A 24,415-nucleotide genomic window follows, 5' to 3' on the forward strand; every position below is an offset into this window, starting at 1 on the left:
AAAAAAGCCCTATCATTTCTGATAAGGCTTTTTCATTGAATGTGGCGGAGGGATAGCTTGCTTGTAATAAAAAGGAACCCGTGGGCTCAAAGTCCTATCTTTCGCCCAATAAAAAGGCCCGCTATAAATAGCGGGCCTTTTTATTTGAATGTGGCGGAGGGATAGCGATCTTTTATAATAGGAACCCTGGATTCAAATGTTACAGACACAAAAAAGCCCTATCATTTCTGATAAGGCTTTTTCATTGAATGTGGCGGAGGGATAGGGATTTGAACCCTAGAACGGGATAAACCGTTGCCGGTTTTCAAGACCGGTGCATTCGACCACTCTGCCATCCCTCCGAACGCGGTGAATAATAAGGGTATTGGCGAAAATGTAAAGCCTTGATGTGTTCGATGGCACAACAAATGTGCAAAATGACACAAAAAGGCTCGCGTTTGCACAATATTTACCCTTTTTAGTCTTTAAAGCGCTTTCGCTACTGACCTCTCTTACTGGCGAATTGCCAATAAGAGAGGCTGCTGTAACGACAATAATACCTAGTTAACTAAACCACGACGTTTTAATAAAGCATCCGTTGATGGTTTCTTACCAGTAAAGTCGATGTAGTCTTGCATCAGATCTTGGCTGTTACCTTTTGACAAAATAGTGTCACGGTATTTTTGGCCATTTTCTAAGGTTAATCCACCGTTATCCATCATGTAAGAGAACGCGTCAGCGGCAAAAACTTCAGTCCACAAGTACGCGTAGTAACCTGCTGAGTAACCGCCACCGAAGCTGTGGCTAAAGTAGGTGGTTTTATAGCGAGGAGGCACTGGTGTGTAATCCAAACCGTGTTTTGCGAGTGCTTGTTTTTCAAAGGTTGCCACGTCAGTGATTTCAGTATCTGAAGTAATTGAGTGCCATTCCATATCCAGTAAGGCTGCTGCTAAGTATTCAACTGTGCCGAAACCTTGGTTAAAGGTATGTGACTTTAATACTTTAGCCAGTAGCTCTGCTGGAATAGGTTCGCCTGTTTTATAATGCTTAGCGTAGTTGGCTAGCACTTGTGGGTCGATACTCCAGTCTTCGTTTGCTTGTGATGGAAACTCAACAAAGTCACGAGCTGTTAACGTGCCAGCAAGGCTTGGATAGTTAACTTGTGAGAATAACCCGTGAATAGCATGCCCAAATTCATGGAACATGGTGCTCACTTCGTCGAATGTCATTAGCGTTGGTTGACCGTCGGCTGGCTTTGGAATGTTCAGTGCGTTGTAGACAACAGGCTTAGTGCCTTTTAAGAATGACTGGCTGACTAACTCATCCATCCATGCACCGCCACGCTTGCCTTGGCGCGCGTATGGGTCTAAATAGAATAAACCAATAGAGCTACCGTCTTTATTAAAGATTTCATATGCGGTGACGTCTTCTTGCCACACAGGTAAGTCTGTACGAGGTTTTACCGTGATGCCGTAAAGTTTATTCATTGCAAAGAATAAACCGTCGTTTAATACGGTATTCATTTCAAAGTATGGCTTAACTTGGCCGTCATCTAGGTCATATTTGGCTTTACGAACTTTTTCAGCATAGTAAGCCCAGTCCCATGGCTCAAGTTTGAAGTCTTTACCGTCTTTAACGATTTCAGCTTGAATATCCGCGGCTTCCACTTTTGCTTTAACCAGTGCTTTAGGGGCTAAATCGTCGAGAATTTCGTAAACGGCTTCTGGGGTTTTGGCCATTTGGTCGCCAAGAGAATAAGCAGCCCATGTTGGGTAGCCGAGTAGTTCAGCTTTTTGTGCGCGCAGTTGAGCAATTTTGATGTTTAATGGCGCGTTAGTGTCCATGGCGCGATAAGCTGAAGTTTCCCATAGCTGTTTACGTAAATCGCGGTTTTTCAGGCTAGACAATAGCGGCTGAGTGGTGGTGTTGACTAAGGTGATCATGTAGCCAGTTTTGCCAGCATCTTTTGCGGCAGCGGCCAATGAAGCGATGTCACTGTCTGATAAACCATCTAGCATGGCTTTGTCTGTCACGACGATGACGTCATCTTTAAATGATTTCAATACGTTTTGCGAGAAACTGGTTTCAAATTTAGCCAATTCACCGTTTAATTCACGCATTTTAGTTTTGTCTGCATTAGACAGTTTAGCGCCGGCACGGACAAAACGGTCGTAATACACTTCAACTAAACGTAAGTCTTCACCAGTTAATGTTGCTTTGTTTTTATAAACCGCTTGAATGCGAGCAAATAACTTATCATCAAGATAGATATTGTCTTGATGTGCCGTTAGTTTCGGTACGATTTGTTCTTCAATACTGGTGAAGTTGTCATCTGAAATGAGCCCTGACAGATTGAAAAATACCCGTTGAGTGCGATCTAAAATCGCACCGGTTTTTTCAAGTGCAACAATAGTATTGTCGAATGTGGCCGCTTCACTGTTATTAGTAATTGCTGCGAGTTCAGCATTATGTTCTTTTATGCCTTGCTCAAATGCTGGTAAGTATTCGCTGGTGGTTATCTTGTCGAACTGAGGAGCCATGTATTGTAAAGGGCTTGGTGTTAACAGAACGTTTTCAGCAGTTGCTGGTGCTTGGGTCATGGTTGATGCTTCTACTGTTTCGGCTGCCGCTGAGGTGTTTGCTGATTGCTCTGAACACGCGCTGAGCATCAATGCAGCACTAACTGCAGTGGTAATAAGTGTTTTACGCATTGTAATATCCTTGGGTCTTGGCCCTTTTAGGTGTTTGTATGCCTATTCAAAATGTGTTGCGTGGCTGAATAGTGACAATAAAAACGTAATGAAATCGTACCAAACTCAAAAATAAGCGGTTGCTCATCAGTTGGTATAACTTAATACAATACCAAGCCTGTGCCTTGCCGCAAAGGTTAAAGGGATTAACTAAGATTAATTATTGTAACTAAAGTTGCCAATAGTGATATTTGTTAGATTTTGCTGCAAATCGAGCGCAATTGTAGTGCTAATTTAGCTATATTCGCGTAGCTTAATAGCAATAAGTAGCACGATGAGGGTGATAGATGAAAGCAGGTAAACACGATACAAAACTGCTCAAGCTCGCGATGGAGATTGGCATGGGATATGCGCAAAAGCGTGGTTTTGATGATTTTGGCAAAGGCATTTCACCAAAAGATAAAATCGAGTGTATTTATCGATTATTAGTGCAAGACAATTTAATTCAGCCCTTGGCCGAAGATAAAGATGATGGCCCGAATCGCAAACATAAATTGATATTGTGGATTAGTAAGCAGCTGCCTAAAGAGCATGAGTTATTAAACTAACGTTATTAACAGGCATCATAAAATTAAGCCCAAATGAAATGCTATTTCATTTGGGCTTTTTTATTGATGTTAAGGGTATATTGCTGGTACTGGCTTTAATCCAGACTGTTATATTTCGTAGATACTTTAGTGTTTAGCTATTGACCTAGCGTGATTCAATTTCAACAATTTTTAAGCTTATCAACTGCTTTTGCCATTGCTGCTTATTAATACCTTCTACCCAAATTGCATCACTTTGACGATGCTGGCCTTTGCGCAGGTACGTTTCTGGCATACGGAATATCGCTTCCCAGGCTTCAAGCTTTTCTGTTTTAAGCAACTCACCCATGTCATTGTAAAAACTCACTTCAACTTCAACAACCGTGACATGTTCGTTGCTGGTGCTGTCAAAATCGAACACTAAGCCGAGTTTATCGCCTTTCCATTTTGTGTCTGCAAGGGTGATTTTAATGCCATCTTTAGCCGTACTCGCTAATAATTCTGGCTGTGCTAACGCCATTGCTGTTAAACGGGTAGTTGATATCTGAGTATTAACTACTGGCGCAGTGGGCATGGTTACCGTTGGCACTGCAACAGGGGCTGCTGGTGCAATTGTAGCGGGGGTTGCTATGCTTGTTTGCTCTGTGATGCCTGCTTTAGCGGCGAGCTCTGCTTGGGTTACGGTTTCAGTAATGATGTATTCCCAAGTGAAATCGTCTTTTAGGCGAACATTGGCGCCATTTTCTAAGGTGATCACCGCGACATCGGCGGCCATTGCTGCTGGAGCAAGGAATAAAAATAGGGCTGATGCGATCGCATTAAGTTTGGTTTTCATCTATTCGTCCTGATTGAAAGTCGGTACTACTTTGGTTCATTCTACGTACTTTTATCGTCGAATTGGAAATAAAGTAAGATTGTAGATCCATATTATATCCGCGCATGTTAAGTATGGTTTTCTCGCTGTGGCTAGGTTATGCGTAAGTCCACTGTAGATGGTGAGTTTAAGGTTAAAAAATATACTGTTTTAAACGCAGTTTGTTGATGTTGATCAAATTTAGGTACCTCTTTGTGCGCAACACTGGTTGGGTTTCGAATACATAGAGGACGTGTGATGAAAACTTATTATTCAGTATTAATGTTATCTACGGTTTTATTACTAAGCGCTTGTGGTGGCAGCGATAGCACAACCGATGAGGTTATCCCTTTAGGGCAGTTTTCTTTAGGGGTGTCTGATGCGCCTATGGCTGGAGTGTCTCGGTTAGGATTAGTGATGAATGAACTTGTTATGACAGACGCAGCGGGTGAAATTCACCGTTATAGTTTGCAACATAGGGAGTTTAATTTACTCGATTATCAAGGCATGAACCGGCATCTTGCCATTGATAATATCGATCTACCTGTTGGCCAATATCATAATGTTCACGTGACAATTGATCAGGGTGATGGCAATCAAGGTTGTTATGTTGAAGATGGTCAAGGTCGTCATAGTTTGCAAGTTGAAAATGGTTATTTACCAATAGATGATGTTGAGATTATTGCTAACCAACAACGTGTAATGACGTTGGAAATTAACTTATATCGGGGTTTATTAAGGGAGCAGGAACAATACCAATTAAGTCATAGTGCAATGTGGTCAGTGGATAATAGTCAAATGGGACATTTAATTGGCGAGGTTGATCCGCAATGGATTGCCAATTGTGAAACTGACTATGCTGCTATCACTCCTGTTGGTGGGGAGTTTTATCATTTAGCCTATTTATATCCTGAAAGTGTCACCTCTGTTGCTCAAATGGCCGATATGGGCACAACACATCCAGCAGGGCTAACGGCTCCGTTATCGGTGAGCCGATTGTTACAAACTGCGGATGGAGATTGGTATTTTGCAATGGGCTATTTGCCTGTAGGCAATTACCGCGTTGGTTATAGTTGTTTAGGTCATTTAGATGATCCAATCATTGATGACATTAGCGCAGGGCCTTTTGCTATGTATGAAGATGCAGGCGCTATCACCATTGAATCTGGCCCTCTCGGCGGACAACAAACGATACATGAGTGCGGCAACGGCAATGGTGGCCATCATCAAGGGCATGGTGGCTAGTGCTGAGGCTAGTTGAACTTTCTATCATTTTATTAATGCGTTATATTTTTTTTAACAAGACTTTTTACCCATTTGATTTGGTCAATCAACTAACAATCAGTAAGACATCATTGCTTGTATGTCTTACTGACTCTAGCTAGGTTATTTTCCGATATTTATGCTCATTATGTTGCGAACGATAATAATGTTTGCGCGTCATAACCCCAGTTATCCCCATCGAAATGACCCAATAACCAACCGCTAATATTAGCGATTGCTGAAGGTGATGTAGCTCATAAAAGCTGACATTAGTGCCAAAAACGGCTGTTGATTTACAGGGTAAAGCGTAAACTCATCTTTAACATGTAAAATTTATACATGAATAATATTTAAGGAGTAGAGTTATGTTTTGTGTGCAATGTGAGCAAACCATTAGAACACCGGAAGGCAATGGCTGTAGTTACTCGCAAGGTATGTGCGGCAAGTTAGCGTCGACGTCTGATATTCAAGATTTATTAATTTATATGCTGCAAGGCGTGTCGGCTTACGCAGTTAAAGCCCGTGAGTTTGGCATTGTAGACAGCGACATTGATGTGTTTGTCCCTAAAGCCTTTTTTGCCACACTGACTAACGTCAACTTTGATGATGACCGTTTAATTGATTATGCCTATCAGGCTCAAACCTATCGTGACCAATTAAAAGCGGCTTATATGGCTGCCTGTAAAGGCAAGGGCGTAGAGCCAGAAATGGTCAGCGCCCAAGGCGAGTTATTGCTCGGCGCTTCAAAGCCTGAAATGTTAGCCCAAGCACCCATGGCACTGCCTAATCGTGGTGACGTGCATGAAGATATTCTTGGCTTACGTTTATTATGTTTATACGGTTTAAAAGGTGCGGCTGCTTATATGGAGCATGCTCGCGTATTAGATCAAACTGACGTTGATGTGGCTGCTGAGTTCCATAACATCATGGCATTCTTAGGCGAAGACTCTATTGATGCTGACAAATTATTTGCTACAGCAATGCAAATTGGCCAATTAAACTATCGCATTATGGCGATGTTAGATTTAGGTGAAACTACCTCATTTGGCCACCCAGAGCCAACGCAAGTAAATACAAAATCTGTTAAAGGCAAGGCGATTTTAGTGTCTGGCCACGACATGAAAGATTTAGAGCTTATTCTGCAACAAACCGAAGGCAAGGGCATTAATGTCTTTACTCACGGTGAGATGTTACCCGCTTTGGCTTACCCAGCCTTTAAAAAATACGCGCATTTAGTCGGTAACTACGGCGGTGCTTGGCAGAATCAGCAAAAAGAATTCGCCACTTTCCCTGGCGCAGTGGTGATGACCTCAAACTGCATTATCGACCCTACAGTGGGTGAATACTCTGACCGCATTTATACCCGCAGTATTGTCGGTTGGCCTGGTGTGACCCATGTTGAAGGTGATGACTTTAGCGAAGTGATTAACAAAGCACTCGCGCTTGAAGGCTTTATCTATGATGAAATCCCTCACATTATCACTATCGGTTTTGCTCGCAATGCATTAATGGCTGCAGCACCAACAGTGGTTGAAAACGTTAAGAATGGTTCTATTAAGCACTTCTTCTTAATTGGTGGTTGTGATGGTGACAAATTAGAGCGCAATTACTTTACTGACTTAGCTAAGTCTGTGCCTGATGATTCAATTATTTTGACCTTAGGTTGTGGTAAGTACAAATTCAATAAATTGGAATTTGGCGACATTAATGGTGTGCCACGCTTGTTAGATATTGGCCAGTGTAATGATGCTTATTCGGCGATTCAGTTAGCGTTAGCGTTAAAGGACATTTTTGAATGTGACCTTAATGACTTACCGTTAAGCATTGTGTTGTCGTGGTTTGAGCAAAAAGCGATTGTAGTGTTGTTAACCTTGCTATCTCTAGGGGTGAAAAACATTCGTACAGGCCCAAGTGCACCAGGGTTCTTAACTGAAAACTTGGCAAATATCCTTGAGCAACAATTTGGTTTACGTACCACTACCGATGTTGAATCAGACTTAAAAGCGATGATCAAGGTAGCGTAATCCTGTCATAACAATCGTGCATCTAAGCCAGGCTTGTTTGCACGATTACGACTAAAACGATATGAGATTTTCATATTGCTATCTGTGTTTTTTACTGCGTTAAAGGTATCAAAATGAGTAGTACTCCCTCAGTTGGTTTTTCATTTTCACAAGCGCTTTGTGCCCAAGCAGCTAAACCCGTTACACCTGTTAACGAGGCCCCCGTTATCAAGACCACGCTAACGCTTGAATCTACAGCACAGGTTAGTCCGAAAGCACTTTTGGCTGCCGATAACTGGCAACGAGGCGAGGTACAGCTTTGCTGTGTTGAAAAATGGCATGAAACCCACGATGTGGTCAGCTTTCGCTTTCAGGGCCTTACACCGGTTAAATTTAATTTTAAACCGGGGCAGTTTATTACCTTTAAGTTAGATATTAATGGCGACAAGGTTTATCGCAGTTACACTATTTCATCGTCACCTTCACGACCATTTTCATTAGTGGTGACGATTAAAAAAATCGCTGGTGGCGTGGTGTCTAATTACTTAACTGAGTCGCTCAACGTAGGTGATGAAGTGACAGTGACTGGCCCAGATGGGATATTTAACTTGGTCGACATTGAGGCCGATAAATACTTATTTTTAAGCGCCGGTTGCGGTGTGACGCCAATGCATTCTATGTCGCGCTGGCTTTGCGATACCACCACCGATAGCGATATTGCCTTTGTACACAGTGCCAAGACGGTCGATGACATTATGTTTGCCAATTCAATGGCGACGATGGCATCTCGTAGCCAACATTTTAATCTTAATTATGTACTTGAGTCTGATGATAATCAGCAAAATTTGACTGATAAATATGCCTCTACAAGTTGTGAAAGTGGTCGTTTAAGTTTAGCAACCTTAGTTAAGTTAGTGCCAGATTATCAACAGCGTACCGTATTTGTGTGCGGACCTGAACCCTACATGGCGGCAGTAAAATTAATGCTTGAAGCTGCCGAATTTGATATGAGTCAATTCAATCAAGAAAGCTTTGGTGCCAGTAGTGCCATGGGGTTGAAAGCTGCATTAGAAAGTAATCCATCAACCGAGCAGTTTATGTTGAGTATAGGTGACAAACAGGTGCCGTTAAGCGGCGATCAAAGCCTACTTGATGGTATCGAGTCAGCAAAGATACCGATAATTGCCGCATGTCGTTCTGGCGTATGCGGTGCGTGTAAATGCCAGGTTGTTTCAGGCACCACAGTATCGTCTAGTCAAATGGCGTTAACGCCAGACGAAATTTCCGCGGGGTTTGTGTTGGCCTGTTCAACTAAAATAACCTCGAATGTGCGCTTACAAATGTGATTAGGGTAAATATCTCCCTATTTATAGCTTCAACACTTAGCCAGTAAACATTTAATGCTACGAGTCTACTCTTGGTTACGACTAATCTTGTGAGGTGATCGAGGTGATTAAGTATTGTTGGGCAAAATCATCAGCATCTACTGGTTTACCCAAATAATAACCCTGCCATATGTTGGCGCCTTGTGTCGCCACAAAGTCGGCTTGAAATTGATTTTCAACACCTTCTGCAACCAATGACAACTGTAAGTTATTTGCCATGGCAATAATGGTGCTGACTAACTGTCGGCTCTGTTCTGAGGTATCAAGATTGCGAATAAAACTGCGATCAATTTTAACCGAATTAAACGGATAATGTTGTAAGTAACTGAGTGACGAATAGCCAGTACCAAAATCATCTAACGATAAACGGATCCCGTGCTGATTTAACTTACTCAATACATCTTGGGCACATACTGTATCGTGGATTAACGCATTCTCGGTCAGCTCAATTTCAAGTAAATGGCCAGGTATTTTGTATAACTCAAGCAAGTTAACAATCTTGTCGACCAGGTAGCTGTCTTTTAGCTGTATGGGTGACATATTGATCGCCAGATAAAAATCTTGATTATAGAGTTCTCGCCAATAAGCTAATTGTTTCAGCGCACTTCTTAATACAAAATAACCCAGTTCAATGATCTGTCCTGAATGTTCTGCAATTTCAATAAATTCAGTTGGTGAAACTTGGCCTAACGTTGGGTTATGCCATCTTATCAGCACTTCAGCACCGACAACATTTTTGCTTTGTGTGCATACAAACGGTTGGTAATGTAACGACAACTCATCGCGTTTAAGTGCGCCTCTTAGTAATGATTCCATTTGTATGCGACTAGACAGTTCAGATTCCATTTTTTGGTTAAAGAACTTATAGCTATTACTATTACCTGTTTCACAATGAGACAGAGCCGCACTGGATTTTCTCGATAGGTCCATAAATCGGCTACCATCGTTAGGATAAAATGCGACTCCCATTGCGGTGGTAACGGATAATGACAAGTCTTCGACATAAATTTCTTGGCCAAAGTGCTGACATAATCGACAGCAAAAATTCGCTATTTTATCCGCGAACAGCCGTTTTTTTGTGGTGATAACGATACAGAAGGTCGTCTCACTGACAATGGCAATATAGGTGTTATTCGTCATAAAGCGTTGTAGCTTTTGCGCCACTATACTTCGCACTTTTTCACTGATGTCATAACCTAAACCGTCTTGAACGACTTTTAAGTTGGTGATGCTGAAATGGATTACTGAAATACAGGTAAATTCATTTTTTGTCGTCAGTTGGTTAAACATGGTTTCGAGCTGATTGAATTTAGGCAAGCCAGTAACGATATCAAAACGTTGTTGAATATCTAATAGTTTTTCCGCTGCAACTCGTGAGTCGATTTCCTGCATTAATTCATTGTTAAGCTTCTCTAATTCAAAAGTCCGCTGCGCAATACGAGTTTCTAATAGTAAGTTGGCTTGTACCAGTTTTTCCTTTTGATCAAGTATTTCTAGATTACTTTCAACATTTTTACGAAAGCACTCCAATAGCATGATTATGTCGGCGGAGTAGCCTTTTGCTTTTTTGTCTGATACGCAAATGGTGCCAAAGGTCTCGCCGTTGGGCCAATTGAGTGGTAAGCCGTAATAAGAAATCATCCCATGGGCAAGATCTGGATTTTGGCTCCAAAGGGGGTCGTTTAATGCATTCTCAACGTGTAATTCAGTTTGCTGTTTAATCACTGATTCACAATATAAGCCATGGCCTAGCTTGCCCTTCATCCCGGGTGTATATGGGTTGTCAGTGTTATTGTTGGCGACACAGACTTCCACTTCATTAGCATGAAGTTTCATGATTAATGATGCTGGCACTTTAGCGACCTTGGCGATGAGGTCGACAGCCGTTTGCCAAGACGTTAGCATTTCTGGCGGTATTGAAATGGTGTTATTTTTCAACAACATTATGACCTCTTATTTTATTGTTACTCAAAAAACATACTGTTTGTACGTAACGAGATACGTCAACAGGTCGCCACTCTGTAACATTGGCGAATTCGAGATTATTAACATTTAAAATAGTGAATCGTTACAAATTGTTTTAAAATCAAATGCTTAAAAGTTTTGTGTAAAGTGCAACGAGATAGTGTGAGGTCTTGAATGAAGGGAAATACTGGTTGGGTAATTTCTAAAGAGTCCATTGTGATGCTACATAACGGGCTAACTGCCGTAGCTACTCTTTCATCCATGAATCTCGCATCGATCCCTTACAACGTACAATAACAAGCTAACATAAAATACTATCACTATGTTGGTTATTAATGTTTTTGTCGCGAGTTCGAGCGCAGCTGGTCTGGTTATATGGATTGGCTTGGCATTGATAGTGTTTAATTTAGTGTATAAAAAAATCATTCAAAAATGACTTTTATCTCTTTGCTTACAAGTGGTTATTTTATAATCGAATTTGCTTTTTTTATAAGCTGGACTTGATAGTGAAACATGAGCTTGGCTAATAGTCAGCTTGGATCATAAAGCCTGCTTTATTGGCAAAGCAGGCAAGCAATGTGCGGTTAGAGCTTTTGTTAAATTTAGTATTTAACCTTAACTTGGGATCAGAGGTCGTTATTTGTTGTTAAATGACATCACATAACGATTGAAGGTCAACTCGCCATCTTGGTATTGGGAGTGGTAGGTCATTCCTAGTTTAGTCGCAACATTAATTGAACTGCTGTTGGCATCGGCTACATCGGCATAAACAATGTCTAAATTCATATGTTTGTTTGCGTATTCAATACAAGCCTTATTAGCTTCAGTGGCTAAACCTATCCCCCAATAATCTGGATGTAAGCGGTAGCCAATATCAATGGCATTGATGCGGATTTCATTTTTAAAACCGCAAAACCCAATAACAGTATTGCTATCTTTAAGGACCACAGCCCAACGACCAAAACCGTACTTTTGATATTCAACTAACCAAATATCACGAATGATGTTTTCTGCATCTTGCAACCTTGTGCACACTCCCGCATCGCCAGTGTAACGATTAACCTGCTCAGGGGTATTAAAGTGCAATACTGCAGGAGCGTCTTCAAGAGTAAATTCGCGAATAATTAACCTTGGCGTTTCAGTAATGACTTTCATTATTTTTCCTTTTGATTGGTTTCCCTGCTTATCCTCTGTATGACCACAATGAGTTAATCTTTTAAGCGAGTGCCAGGAAATTAAAACCCATTACAAAGTGGCCTAAGCTTGTGGTAGGTTAACATATTCAATTTCCGACAATTAAGAATAATATGGCCTGCCTTCGTGTTGTTTACCCGTTATTAGCGTTAGCGATTTCAGCTGCGTCACTGTCATTGACAGCAGCTGCAAGTGAACTTGATCAATCTGTCACTAAAGCTTTGCCTAAACTTGAGCAGCTTTATTTACATTTGCATCAACACCCTGAATTGTCATATCAAGAAAAAGCCACTAGTCAACGTATGGCGCAAGAGCTCAAACAACTCGGTTTTGAAGTGACGTCAAATTTTGGTGGTTATGGTGTGGTTGGCATTGTTAAAAATGGTAATGGGCCAGTGGTGATGATCCGCGCTGACATCGATGGCTTACCTATTATTGAACAAACGGGCAAAGAATATGCCTCGACCGTGACCACAGTAGATGCCAGTAATAATACCGTGGGGATTATGCATGGTTGTGGCCATGACATTCACATGACCAGTTTAATTGGCACAGCACAACAATTGATGCTTCACAAAGCCGATTGGCAAGGTACGTTAATGATGGTGGCTCAACCAGCAGAGGAGGTCGGTGGTGGTGCAAAAGCCATGCTTAAACAGGGGTTATTTGATCAATTCCCAACACCAGATAGTATTATTGGTTTACATGTTAGTGCAGCAATTCCAGCAGGAAAAGTCGGCACCGTAAGCGGTTATGCCTTGGCGAATGTTGATTCGGTTGATATTACCATTAAGGGGAAAGGCGGCCATGGCGCTTATCCGCACGCAACCATAGATCCGGTTGTTATTGCTGCGCGCACCGTACTTGCACTGCAAACCATTGTTAGCCGCGAAGTGTCACCATTAGAGCCTAATGTGGTAACTGTTGGCTCGATCCATGGTGGATCAAAGCACAATATTATTTCCGATGAGGTCAAGCTGCAACTGACATTACGCTCTTACAATCCTAAGGTTCGTGAGCAGCAAATAGCGGCGATTAAACGGATTACTTCGGGTATCGCAATAAGTGCAGGTTTGCCTGATGACCTTATGCCTGTGGTGTATGTGCATGATGATGAAACTATCCCTTCAACGTATAACGATCCCTCATTAGCCGCTAAGGTTAAAGCCAGTATTGAAGCCGAGTTAGGTCGTGATAATGTGCTGGTAGCACCGCCAGTAATGGCTGGCGAAGATTTTGGTTTATATGGACTCACGCCAGAGAAACGTCCTATTACCTTATTTTGGCTTGGCGGGGTCGACCCTAGCCTGTATCAAGCGAGCCTTGAGTCTGGCGATACCTTACCGTCTTTGCATTCGAGTCAGTTTGCACCCGATTATCCGTTAACGATTCGCACTGGTGTAAGAGCGATGACGCGCACCGCGATGGATTTATTTAATCAGCCAGCGCAATAAATGCCAAGTGTTCAGCGATAGGATTTCCTTTAGCGATAAGTGGAATAGCAGCTATAATGGCGGCTATTCTCATTTTTAACCCCGTGGGCAGTATATGATTGTTTTTACAACTAATCTTGGCGATTTTACCGTAGAACTGGAAATGGAACGCGCGCCAGTTTCATCAAAGAACTTTTTAAAATATTGCCAAGACGGCTTTTATGAAGGAACGATATTTCATCGAGTGATTAAAGGCTTTATGGTGCAAGGTGGTGGCTTAACTGCCAAAATGAAAGAAAAACCCACTCGTGACCCGATTGCCAATGAAGCCAATAAAGGCTTGAAAAACGTGATCGGCACATTAGCGATGGCGCGAACAGATGCACCACATTCTGCTACTGGGCAGTTCTTCATTAATGTTGCCGACAATGATTTTCTCGACCATGCAGCCATGACTAATGCTGGCTGGGGTTATGCTGTATTTGCTAAAGTCACAGCGGGGATGGATGTTATTCAGCAAATGGAGCGGGTGAAAACTACCACCATGGCTGGCCATGAAGATGTGCCGCGTGAACCTATTATTGTTGAGAAAGTGACTATTATTGACGAAAAAACCGTGGCTTGAGATTGTTGATTTAAGAGTTTTGATTCAGTGACTTAAATCAATTAACTTACTTAACGTTTCAGTTTTGGTCTGTGCTTAAAGGCATAAATATAAAAAAGGTTCGACAGTGATGTCGAACCTTTTTTTGATCGGCAATTAACACCAAATTACATTAAAGTGTGAAACGGATACCAATGGCAACGCCGTCATCTTCAGACACTTCCATTCTTGCTTGTTGTGCTTTGTCTGCGCTGGTGAAATCGCTGTAATCACGACGCGCTTCAATATACACAACAGTATCTGGATCAAATACATAATGTAAACCTACTACGAAAAACTGACGTTTGAACATGTCATTTGGGTCAGCATTATAGTTAGGTTGGATGACATAGTTAGTGCCAGCATCCAATATGTTATACGACAAGAACGTACGAATATTGTTATCAAACTTGTATGAGAATAATGATTCAAGACCTACAGCATCGTTAATTAAACGGCCGATATTGTCTGTGTCATGATTTTCATTTTTGTTGACGTTGGCAGCAGCATAAAAACCATTCTGGTCAAAGTTGCCCCAAGTAATGCCCATGCCGTAAATAAGATCAACAGCAGTAGATGAAGTGCCATTACCAAAGGTCACATCAAACTCACCGCGGTTAACACCAGCAGTTAACACTAATTTGTCTGTTGCTTGATAAGTTACTGCACCACCATAGGTGTAGTTATACTCAACTTGTTGCGCAGAAGGTGAACTTGCTGCCCATAATTCTTCACAGGCATCTTGAGTAATATTTTCAATATCGCAAGTATAGAAAGCGCTGTTTTTAAGTTGCGCCTGTACTGCAAAACTGACATCGCCAAAACTGTTACGATATTGAACAGTTTTGTCGCCACGACCAACACCGTTTACCGCGCCGTCATCTTTGTTATAAGTATAAACACCGGCAGTGTTACCGTCCCACACAAAACCATAGTTGGTACTGTATACCACGTCATACCAAGCACCCCACTGCTTGCCAATTGTGATGCTACCGTATTTGTCGTGTGATAAACCTGCATAGCCAAGACGGTTATAGAAAAACTCTTCTTGGATTGATTCAAAGCGGTTGTTATACACAATATCTGTGCTGCCTACAGGGTTTACACCCCATTCAAGCAAAGCGTATGCTTTCCAATCATTTTGTAATTGACGACTAAAACCAAAATTAATTCGAGAAGCACCGTTAACAACTTCTGTTTCGCCTTGGGTATTGATGACGCGCGCATCGATAAATCCGCCAATTTTAACAGCATTGACATCATCTTTATAAATTTCGATTGCTGAGGCCGAAGGGATAACCAGAATGGTTGAAATCAATGCTGCAACTAAAGTTCTATTCATTTTAATCTCTTGTCTTGTTATTTGAGTAAGCACAGCTTAGTCCGTTAATATATCTTTCCATTGAGACGACGGAGAGTAGCAAACCATCAGTCGACTAACAAAGTGAAATATGCTCAAAAAAGGCGATATACATCATAAAATGCATTGTTCAATGACTTAGCTAAAGCTCGTGTTAATAGCGAGTTAGGTGTCAGTTAATAATTGTAAGCAAATGTTAATTGGTGGTTGCTTATGCATGTTGGGTGGTTTTTTACCCAGTCATAGTGGTGTGTATTTTATCTGTAATTAATTTGATGTAGATCGCTACTTTATTCTTCAAATGTCATACGCTTAATTAGGCACTGTTATCGATTTTTTCGGGAGCAACACTATGCACATGACTTTGCAGTTTTTCGGCGCAACGGAAGAGGTCACTGGATCTTGCCATTTACTCACAGTCAATGGACAGCAAGTGCTGCTTGATTGTGGCTTAATTCAAGGGAGTAAAGCTGACGCGTTACGTAATCACGATCCTTTTCCATTCGATGCGACACAAATCCATGCAGTAGTATTAAGCCATGCACACATTGATCATTCCGGCCGTTTGCCTTATTTGATTAATCAGGGGTTTACTGGCCCCATTTATACTCAAAAAGCCACTGCGCAGTTATGTGATGTCATGTTGCGCGATGCGGCCATGCTGCAAGAAAGAGATACCGACAGGCAAAATAAAAAACGAGCTAAACATGATTTAGCGCTGCTTGAGCCGTTATTTACTGAGAAAGATGTCGATCAAGTGATGGCACAATTTGAGGTGGTAGATTACGGTCAACGAGTGCAGGTTGCCGATGCGGTAGAAGTTTGTTTGTCTGATGCCGGGCATATTCTAGGTTCTGCTGTGGTTGAGTTGTGGTTAGGCAATAAACCTGAGCAAAAAAAACTGGTGTTTAGTGGTGACTTAGGCCGAGCAGGCATGCCTATATTGGATGACCCAACCTTTATTGAACAAGCCGATTTGGTGTTGATGGAAAGCACCTATGGCGATAGAACTCACCGCAGTTGGCAAGATACCTTGGTCGAGTTGAAATCCATCTTTAAAGATACGATTCATCAGAGTCGTGGCAATATTTTAATTCCCGCGTTTTCGGTTGGGCGTGCCCAAGAGTTGTTATATTTGTTTCATTTATATGCCAAAGAGTGGGATTTATCTGGTTGGCGTATTTGCTTAGACAGCCCTATGGCGATAAAGGCTACTGAGATATATGTTAATAATTACCCATTAATGGACGATGATTTTAAGCGCTTTACCCGCTTATCTCCCGGGAAGCATCCCTTGTTGTCTTGCGCTGAGTTTATTAATAGTACCGAAGAGTCGATAGAGCTTAATGATATTCATAAAGGGCTGATTATTATTGCGGGCAGCGGTATGTGTAATGGCGGCCGTATTCGCAATCATTTTGTGCATAATTTGTGGCGTACCGAAGCCGATATTATTATTTGTGGTTTTCAGGCACTAGGTACACCCGGGCGACTATTAGTGGATGGGGCAACAGAACTCACTATTCATGGCCAGAGCGTTAAGGTGGCTGCCCGTCTTCATACTGTGGGGGGCTTATCTGCTCATGCCGATCAAACCGAATTATTGAGTTGGTATCAGCATTTTCATCAAGCACCCCCGGTGATTTTGGTGCATGGTGAGTCAAAAGCGCAACAAGTATTAATTGAAGCATTGAATCAAGATGCCACTCATAAACCGAAAAATAGTGCCATTGCCCAGCGCGGAGATTGCTTAGATTTAAACGCTTTGCCTGAGTTGGTATGGCTGAATAAGGCAAGTGAATCTAATGAGATACCAGAAACGTGACTCGAGTTAATGTGTTATTAGGTGATCGATTGCTTAGCCTGCGGGTTAAGCATCAATTTCGTGTTGCAGTTTTTCAATATCATCTAAAATACGCATAAACTTTTGCCCAAACTCGGTTACCTCGTATTCTACTCTAGGTGGAATTTCAGGATAGTTGGTTTTATTTAAAATGCCGAATTCGATGTTTTTCTTTAGGCATTGATTCAACACTTTAGTGCTCAGGCCTTCAACCGATTTGACCATTTCACCAGGGCGATTGATGTTATTAGCCAATAACTGATACACAGTTAACGACCATTTGCAGCCGTAAATGGTTTCAACCATACGAGCACTTTTTTCTGGCGCCGATTTTCGGGTAAATAATTTTTCGTTTGTATTCATTAATATGTACCTAAAAGTACCCATGTAACCGATTTGTACTTACTATTCAAAAGGATAGTTTACCAATAAGCTTACCACAATTACTATTACATTAGGTGCGAACACATGACGAATTTAACTTCAAAAACAGCGCTAATTATTGGCGGTACGAGTGGTATTGGTTTTGAAACGGCTAAGCAATTAGTCACTCAAGGTATCGATACCATTATTGTGGGTAACAAGGCTGATAAGCTTAATACGGCTGTGGCGCAGCTATCATCATTAGGACATGTTAGCGGATTTCAAGCTAATTTATACGACGCAGAAGACTTAGCACGTTTGCTCAAGATGATCGACGCAACTGATCATCATATTGCACACTTAGTGAATGCCGCTGGATACTTTAATCCTAAGCCATTTTTAGAGCATCAAGTGAGTGATTACGATATTTATATGGAACTTAACAAAGCGATTTTTGTTATTTCCCAAGCGGTTGCTAAAAACATGGTTAAACATGGCGGTGGCAGCATAGTGAATATTGGGTCTATGTGGGCTAAACAAGCCATCAAAGCCACACCATCAAGTGCCTATTCTATGGCTAAAGCAGGTTTACATGCGTTAACTCAACACATGGCAATGGAACTGGCAGACAGTCATATTCGAGTGAATGCAGTATCGCCAGCCGTTGTTAGCACGCCAATTTATGAAGCATTTATTGAACCGCAAGATATGACCGGTGTGCTTGAAAGCTTTAATGCATTTCATCCTATCGGCAGAGTGGGCAGTCCGACCGATGTTGCTAATAGCATAGTGTTTTTGTTATCAGAGCAAGCATCTTGGGTGACCGGAGCCGTGTGGGATATTGATGGCGGCGTAATGGCTGGCCGTAACTAATTATACTGCTAAACAGCCAATACAGTAGCCATGGTCGTTACTGTTTGGCTATTGCCCTAATATCTAACCGAGTGTTGAGTATCCGACGATTAAGTTGTCGCGATGCGCTAATGCGCAGGTTGAGGCATTAATGTCCGATGTTAGTTGGCAAGGGGCGATCTGGTTCGCCTTTTGTTAGCAGAGGTCATATTTTGAGGCTGATTAGATTAAATCACATTTAATAAGCGTTAATATTTCATTCTATAAATCACTCTGACACGTTAAGCTATGCACAAATAAGTGATGTGAGCAGCGTGATGAAGTTAGTTAACATAGATAAAAGCCGATACCGTTCAGTTAACAATCAAGTGCAAATCGGCTTAGTGGCAACACTGGCTATTTTATCTTTGGTGTTTGGGCAACTGATGATTTATTTCTTTGGCGTTAAACAGCTCGCGGGTGTTGAGTCGACGGGCAATTTCCATCTGAACTTTACCGGTTTTATTTTAGCGATAATGGCGTGTATTTTATTAGTTCGCAATTTACGTCATAAGCCCAGATTTTATGAAGTGTATTACGTGTGGCAGTTAAAGCAGCTACAAAACAAAATTTTCCGTAAACTGAAATCAGTACAACAAGCCGCTAAAGATAATAATCGCGATGCGTTAGTGATACTTAGTTTCTATTATCAAAGTTTATCTTTAGTTTATAACTTAGATAACAACACCTTAACTATATCAAATGTCAATAATGAATTGGAAAAACTCCAACAGTGTATTGATGCTGCTGGGTATTCAATTGATGTAGAAGAGTTTACTCCCGAGATGTTGCAAGCTTTTTAGTACCCTCTATTTTACCTACAATAAGGAGCCATGATGTCAATATTGGCAGATATTCCTTTTTCATTACTCGAACTTGCGCCGATGCGCGAAGATTCCACCATATCAGACACTTTACAAGGTAGTTTGCGTTATGCCCAACACGCCGAAAGCCTTGGTTTTAATCGTTTTTGGTTGGCAGAGCACCACAATATGCCGGGCATTATTTGTTCGGCTACTTCGATTTTAATAGGTTACATTGCCGGCGGTACCAAGCACATTCGTGTTGGTGCTGGTGGTATTATGTTGCCTAATCATCCTCCACTAGTGGTAGCAGAGCAGTTTGGCACTTTGGCTAGCTTGTATCCGGGACGAATTGATTTAGGCCTGGGCCGCGCACCAGGCAGTGATCCTGTGACTAGTTTAGCGCTTAATCGTGATAATCAAAGGGCAGAGCATTTTCCTGATGAAGTGAGCGAGTTGCAGTCGTTACTCGGCCCAAGTCAACAGCGTGAAAACCGTCACGATAAAGCAGTACGGGCGATCCCTGGAGAGGATACCAATGTGCCGATTTGGTTATTAGGCTCTAGCTTATTCAGTGCTAAATTAGCCGCTCAGCGTGGTTTACCTTATGTGTTTGCAGGCCACTTTGCGCCACGTTTTCTGTCTGATGCCATAGCGCTTTATCGACGAGAATTTACCCCTTCTGCCATGTTAGATAAACCTTATGTGATGGTGGGTTTGCCTTTAGTGGCCGCGCCTACCGATGCTGAGGCTCAGCATCTTAGTACGACCTCTAAACAACGTATTTTAGCGTTAATTCGTGGTCAAGAGATGTGGCTGAAGCCGCCGATCGACAGCATGGATGGTTTATGGAGCGAACAAGAAAAAAACTATGTTGATAGCTTTTTAAGTTTGTCTATTTGCGGTGGACCCGCAACCATTAAACATCGTCTAGAAGTGTTTGTTGAACAGCTTGGTATTGATGAGTTGATGTTTACTAATGATTTGTATGACAGCGAGCATCGTTTACGTGCCCTGGATATTTTAATGAGCGTGAAACAATAAAATAGTTTGAATCACATCCCGTAAAGATGGATTAAAGCGCTCACAGCTTGTGAGCGCTTTTTTTATGTCATAACAAATCAGTGTTCATTAATAAAGTGGGCGCGAATGATTTCTAATATGGCTATTTGGGTTGCCTTGCCATGTTGATTGAATTGATTCATATTAAGTTAATCAATGACTACACGGAATGTTGCCAATGTTGATCGTTAAGCATTTATGCCACCCGAAGCTTGCCTTATTATTCTGTACTGTTTTACTTAGCGCTTGCTCTGTCCATTCAAAAAATAGCCAACACGCTTCTGATTTACCACAGTTTAATCAAGCACTGATCTATTCCACTTCTACTGAAAATGTCCCTGAGATTGCTAGTCTGACGTATTTGTCTGAAGCACAGCGACAAGAATTAGCTGCATTTATCGCCAAAGATAATATTAAAGCACTGCCCAATCGCTTAAAAGTGTCTGAGTTCATTAAGCATAAAATGACTAATTTTAATTATGAAGGCAAAAATTATACCAGTACTGAGTCATGGAAGAATCAATCTGGTAATTGTATGGCATTGGCATTATTGACCTATTCAGTTGCAAAAGAATTGAATGTGTATCCGATATTTCAGGTGGTTCATGCTGCGCCAATATTGACCAATATTACTTCAGACTTTCTTGTCACCTCAGACCATGTGCGCACATTTTTGTATGATGAGAAACCAAGTGGGCATTTTTTTAGTGGCGGCACTGCTACTGTGATTGATTATTTTCCGGATCGTTTTGATCGCACTGGTGCCATCGTCTCAGAATCTGAATTTTTAGCGATGTTTTATCGTAATTTAGCGGCCGATGCCATGCTAGCAAAACAGTATGAATTTGCTTTTATATTACTTGAGCGAGGGTTAATGCTAGCGCCAGATTATGATGCTTTGATCAATATGATGGCCATTACTCATCGGCGCTTAGGCGACGAACAGACAGCTGAAAAACTCTACCTGCATGCCCTTGATATTAAGCCGAATTCCTTGGCAGTATTAAGTAATTATCGCCTATTACTGGAATTACAAAACAGAGTTGTAGCAGCAAAAAAGATCGACCAATACTTGTTGTCGCTTGAGTCGAGTAACCCATATAGCTACTACAGTTTGGGTATTGAGGCATTGGAGTTCAAAGATTATCAAACCACAGTCACCTTCCTCGAGAAGTTTATCGATAACGCGCCTTATTTCCATCCGGCTTATTTTGCGCTAGCCAGAGCTCAATTGGGCCTAGGCAATACAGAAAAGGCTCAGAAAATATTAAAAAAAGCGATAGAACTGACTGATATGCCAGACAGTAAAAAGCATTATTTAGCAAAATTAGATATGTTAAACAATGTGTCTGATTAGCTTTTTGACGCTTCATACCACAGTTGCTTACAAGCATGACAACCTTTGACATAAACATAAAAAAACCAAGATAGATGTCTTGGTTTTTTGGTGTTTAAATCAGTGAAACTAATTTATAACAGCTTAAATAGCTTGGCCATTTACGGTTAACTTTACATCAATATTGCCACGTACTGCGTTTGAGTATGGGCAAACTTGGTGCGCTGTTTTAACTAACTGTTCAGCTTCTGCTTGGTCTAAATCAAGTTCAACGGCTAGTGCCACTGTCAATGCAAAGCCACCATTATCATTGGCGCCAATACCGACCGTCGCTGTGGTTGGAGCTGCCTTGATAGCCACTTTAGTTTGGCCAGCGACATGCAAAATTGCGTTAGAAAAACACGCTGCATAACCTGAAGCAAATAACTGTTCTGGGTTAGTAAACTCACCACTACCACCCATTTCTTTTGGGTAGCTTAATTGTAAATCGACTTTTTTGTCGTCGGTAGAAACTTGGCCATTACGACCTGCAAGAGCTGTAGCTGAAGTTGTGTATAACGCTTTCATAATAGACCTCATAAAGTAGTTAAAGATATTGTTGTATCAATTCTGTTGATTGCCCTGGCTGATATCTAAATTGTGTAGATAGCTCATCATTAACTGGTTAACGACATTAGGTTGTGTGCAATCTAATTGTGTTCACTATAGGCCTAGTTTTTTACTTTTGCAACTACATTGTGTGCAATTTAATTTTCTATTATGTCTGCCTATCACGATTTGATTGGCGTAAAGAGTATTTTCATTGCGGTATCAATTTGATTAGCTTGTCATTCTTCTGTCACCTTTATGTCATCATTTGCTTTCACAATAGCATCTCATTAGACCTCTTAGGCGATGCTAAGCATCGCCATATAACAGCTAACGATAAAAAGGATAGGCTATGAAACGGTTTGTAAATCGTCGAGATTTTCTGGCAATGTCAGCCAAAGGCGTAGGCGCGGTAGTCGTGTCGTATGGATTAATGGGCTGCGGTAGTGATGATGACGATGCAGTATCGGCTCAGTTTTTACAAGGTGTTGCCAGTGGCGATCCCGCCACCGATGCGGTGATTTTATGGACCCGTGTTACGCCTGATGTTGACGCTGAGGTTACCGTTTCATGGGAGGTTGCCACCGACAGTAAGTTTACTCAGTTAGTCACTAACGGCCAAATGACAACGACTAAAGACCGTGATTATACCGTTAAAGTTGACGCGGTCGGACTTGAAGCGGGACAGCAGTATTTTTATCGTTTTAAAGCTGGCGATACAGTGTCAGAAATTGGCCAAACGCGCACCTTACCAGAGGGCAGTGTTGCATCGGTAAAGCTAGCGGTAATGTCATGTGCTAACTTCCCCGCGGGTTACTTTAATGTATACGAAATGGCGGCGCAGCAAGATGATTTAGACGCTGTGGTGCATTTAGGTGATTATTTATATGAATACGCTCGTGGTGAATATGCCAGTGAGCATGCCGTTGAGCTAGGTCGTGAAGTTCTGCCGGCCGGTGAGTTATTTCTACTAGAAGATTATCGCACCCGTTACAGCCAATATCGTAGTGACGCCAGTTTACAAAAACTGCATGCTAAAGTGCCATTTATCACAGTGTGGGACGACCATGAAGTCGCTAACGATACTTGGAAAGACGGCGCCGAAAATCATAACGATGGCGAAGGTGATTTTGATCTGCGCAAACAAGCCGCACTGCAAGCGTACTTTGAATGGCTGCCTATTCGACCATGGAGTGAAGGTAACCATGAGGAAATTTACAGAAGTTTCAATTTCGGTAATTTGGTTGATTTGCACATGCTCGATACTCGGGTATTGGCTCGTGATAAGCAATTAGAATATAGCCAATACATTGATGCCACGACAGGGGCATTTAACAGTGCCACATTTTTAACTGATGTGACGGATACTAACCGTACTTTGCTAGGCCAAACACAGCTTTTGTGGTTACAGCAAACCTTATTGCAGTCTACTGCTAAGTGGCAAGTACTGGGTCAGCAAGTGTTAATGGCTAAGATGTTAATGCCAGCCGCTATTGCAACCCAACAAATGAGTATTCCGCAGTTTGCTGAGTTAGCTGGAATCGCGCAATTAGCCGGTCGCGCTCAAGCAAGTGACCCAACATTAACCGCAGAAGAATTAGCGTATTTGCAAGCTAACCAAGCTAGGTTAACTCCAGAGGTTATGGCCCTGCTTCAATTACCTGCTATTCCATATAATTTAGATGCTTGGGATGGTTATGCTTACGAGCGTGAAGTGATTTTAGCAACCGCGAAATCGTTAAATCACAACTTGGTGGTTATTGCTGGTGATACCCACAATGCATGGGCGAGTGAATTAACTGACAGTGGCGGGGATGTCGTAGGAATAGAATTTGCCACCAGTTCGGTATCTTCTCCTGGGCTTGAGTATTATTTGGGATTGTCAGATGCTGAAATGCCGTCAACAGAAGCCGCCATTGTGAGTTTGATTGCCGATCTTAAATATGCCAATTTAAAAGACCGCGGTTATTTATTGCTGAGCTTTACGCAAGATGAAGTGCGCAGTGATTGGCAGTATGTAGATACTATTTTAGATAAAACCTTTGCTCGTTTAGAAGCGCGTGGCTTCAGCGCCACCAGCACAGCAGGTAATCCTAAAGTGACTGCGGTGTAATAATGCTTGGATAATGGTCGCAATTTAGGCCGTGGCCATTTACGCCGATTTACTCACCGAT

General features: G+C 41.8%; 19 protein-coding genes and 1 tRNA gene. 12 read left to right on the top strand and 8 right to left on the bottom strand.

The window, feature by feature from the left end; genetic code table 11:
• Positions 1-251 precede the first annotated feature (251 nt).
• A tRNA-Ser gene (locus tag ACED29_RS03885) sits at positions 252-341 on the bottom strand.
• A 198-nt stretch (positions 342-539) separates the two neighbouring features.
• Positions 540-2,690 (bottom strand): M3 family metallopeptidase, encoded by a 2,151-nt coding sequence (locus ACED29_RS03890; RefSeq protein ID WP_182696803.1) that lies wholly within the window; start codon positions 2,688-2,690, stop codon positions 540-542.
• A 326-nt stretch (positions 2,691-3,016) separates the two neighbouring features.
• Here ACED29_RS03890 and ACED29_RS03895 point away from each other — a divergent pair, with 326 nt between their 5' ends.
• The gene (locus ACED29_RS03895; protein WP_124015199.1) at positions 3,017-3,277 is read left to right on the top strand and encodes a DUF5062 family protein; all 261 of its coding nucleotides are present in this window, start codon (positions 3,017-3,019) and stop codon (positions 3,275-3,277) included.
• A 145-nt stretch (positions 3,278-3,422) separates the two neighbouring features.
• Here the strand turns inward: ACED29_RS03895 and ACED29_RS03900 are convergent, their stop codons facing one another.
• On the bottom strand, positions 3,423-4,091 hold the full coding sequence (locus ACED29_RS03900; RefSeq protein WP_371697090.1) for a DUF3157 family protein: 669 nt from the start codon (positions 4,089-4,091) through the stop codon (positions 3,423-3,425).
• A 276-nt stretch (positions 4,092-4,367) separates the two neighbouring features.
• Between ACED29_RS03900 and ACED29_RS03905 the strand changes: the two genes are divergently transcribed.
• The 3 genes from ACED29_RS03905 (at position 4,368) to ACED29_RS03915 (ending at position 8,721) form a co-directional block, all read left to right on the top strand.
• The gene (locus ACED29_RS03905) at positions 4,368-5,354 is read left to right on the top strand and encodes a DUF4382 domain-containing protein (protein WP_371697091.1); all 987 of its coding nucleotides are present in this window, start codon (positions 4,368-4,370) and stop codon (positions 5,352-5,354) included.
• A gap of 383 nt (positions 5,355-5,737) precedes the next feature.
• Positions 5,738-7,396, top strand: a complete 1,659-nt coding sequence (gene hcp / locus ACED29_RS03910) for a hydroxylamine reductase (RefSeq protein WP_124015196.1) — start codon at positions 5,738-5,740, stop codon at positions 7,394-7,396.
• A gap of 113 nt (positions 7,397-7,509) precedes the next feature.
• Positions 7,510-8,721 carry an FAD-binding oxidoreductase gene (locus ACED29_RS03915; RefSeq protein ID WP_371697092.1) on the top strand — a complete coding sequence of 404 codons (1,212 nt, stop codon included), beginning with the start codon at positions 7,510-7,512 and terminating at the stop codon, positions 8,719-8,721.
• 81 nt (positions 8,722-8,802) lie between these two features.
• Here ACED29_RS03915 and ACED29_RS03920 read toward each other — a convergent pair whose 3' ends face one another.
• The gene (locus ACED29_RS03920) at positions 8,803-10,704 is read right to left on the bottom strand and encodes an EAL domain-containing protein (protein WP_182741200.1); all 1,902 of its coding nucleotides are present in this window, start codon (positions 10,702-10,704) and stop codon (positions 8,803-8,805) included.
• A 657-nt stretch (positions 10,705-11,361) separates the two neighbouring features.
• A complete protein-coding gene (locus tag ACED29_RS03925; protein ID WP_371697093.1) occupies positions 11,362-11,880 on the bottom strand; it encodes a GNAT family N-acetyltransferase in 519 nt (172 codons plus the stop codon).
• 152 nt (positions 11,881-12,032) lie between these two features.
• Between ACED29_RS03925 and ACED29_RS03930 the strand changes: the two genes are divergently transcribed.
• Together ACED29_RS03930 and ACED29_RS03935 are read left to right on the top strand one after the other, a co-directional pair.
• Positions 12,033-13,373, top strand: a complete 1,341-nt coding sequence (locus tag ACED29_RS03930) for a M20 family metallopeptidase (protein WP_371697094.1) — start codon at positions 12,033-12,035, stop codon at positions 13,371-13,373.
• Positions 13,374-13,467: 94 nt separating this feature from the next.
• Complete coding sequence (locus ACED29_RS03935) at positions 13,468-13,977, top strand: peptidylprolyl isomerase (RefSeq protein ID WP_124015191.1); 510 nt, start codon at positions 13,468-13,470, stop codon at positions 13,975-13,977.
• A gap of 151 nt (positions 13,978-14,128) precedes the next feature.
• Here the strand turns inward: ACED29_RS03935 and ACED29_RS03940 are convergent, their stop codons facing one another.
• Positions 14,129-15,337, bottom strand: coding sequence for a porin (locus ACED29_RS03940; protein ID WP_371697095.1), 1,209 nt, complete (start codon positions 15,335-15,337; stop codon positions 14,129-14,131).
• 370 nt (positions 15,338-15,707) lie between these two features.
• Between ACED29_RS03940 and ACED29_RS03945 the strand changes: the two genes are divergently transcribed.
• Positions 15,708-17,180, top strand: coding sequence for an MBL fold metallo-hydrolase RNA specificity domain-containing protein (locus ACED29_RS03945; RefSeq protein WP_371697096.1), 1,473 nt, complete (start codon positions 15,708-15,710; stop codon positions 17,178-17,180).
• A gap of 45 nt (positions 17,181-17,225) precedes the next feature.
• Here ACED29_RS03945 and ACED29_RS03950 read toward each other — a convergent pair whose 3' ends face one another.
• The gene (locus ACED29_RS03950; protein WP_124015188.1) at positions 17,226-17,561 is read right to left on the bottom strand and encodes a helix-turn-helix domain-containing protein; all 336 of its coding nucleotides are present in this window, start codon (positions 17,559-17,561) and stop codon (positions 17,226-17,228) included.
• Between the two features lie 105 nt (positions 17,562-17,666).
• Here ACED29_RS03950 and ACED29_RS03955 point away from each other — a divergent pair, with 105 nt between their 5' ends.
• The 4 genes from ACED29_RS03955 to ACED29_RS03970 all read left to right on the top strand — a co-directional run bounded on the left by ACED29_RS03955 (position 17,667) and on the right by ACED29_RS03970 (position 21,674).
• Positions 17,667-18,434 (top strand): SDR family NAD(P)-dependent oxidoreductase, encoded by a 768-nt coding sequence (locus ACED29_RS03955; RefSeq protein WP_182696793.1) that lies wholly within the window; start codon positions 17,667-17,669, stop codon positions 18,432-18,434.
• A gap of 296 nt (positions 18,435-18,730) precedes the next feature.
• Complete coding sequence (locus ACED29_RS03960) at positions 18,731-19,255, top strand: DUF3087 domain-containing protein (protein ID WP_371697097.1); 525 nt, start codon at positions 18,731-18,733, stop codon at positions 19,253-19,255.
• 33 nt (positions 19,256-19,288) lie between these two features.
• On the top strand, positions 19,289-20,299 hold the full coding sequence (locus ACED29_RS03965; RefSeq protein WP_371697137.1) for an LLM class flavin-dependent oxidoreductase: 1,011 nt from the start codon (positions 19,289-19,291) through the stop codon (positions 20,297-20,299).
• A 196-nt stretch (positions 20,300-20,495) separates the two neighbouring features.
• A complete protein-coding gene (locus tag ACED29_RS03970) occupies positions 20,496-21,674 on the top strand; it encodes a tetratricopeptide repeat protein (RefSeq protein WP_371697098.1) in 1,179 nt (392 codons plus the stop codon).
• A gap of 123 nt (positions 21,675-21,797) precedes the next feature.
• On the opposite strand, the gene ACED29_RS03975 is transcribed toward ACED29_RS03970, so the two are convergent.
• A complete protein-coding gene (locus ACED29_RS03975; protein WP_182696790.1) occupies positions 21,798-22,220 on the bottom strand; it encodes an organic hydroperoxide resistance protein in 423 nt (140 codons plus the stop codon).
• A gap of 373 nt (positions 22,221-22,593) precedes the next feature.
• On the opposite strand from ACED29_RS03975, the gene ACED29_RS03980 reads away from it, so the two are divergent.
• Entirely contained in the window at positions 22,594-24,354 is a 1,761-nt protein-coding gene (locus ACED29_RS03980) for an alkaline phosphatase (RefSeq protein ID WP_182696789.1), read from the top strand.
• Positions 24,355-24,415: the final 61 nt, after the last annotated feature.

This window comes from Shewanella sp. 5S214 (genome assembly GCF_041439795.1).
Classification (GTDB): domain Bacteria; phylum Pseudomonadota; class Gammaproteobacteria; order Enterobacterales; family Shewanellaceae; genus Shewanella; species Shewanella vesiculosa.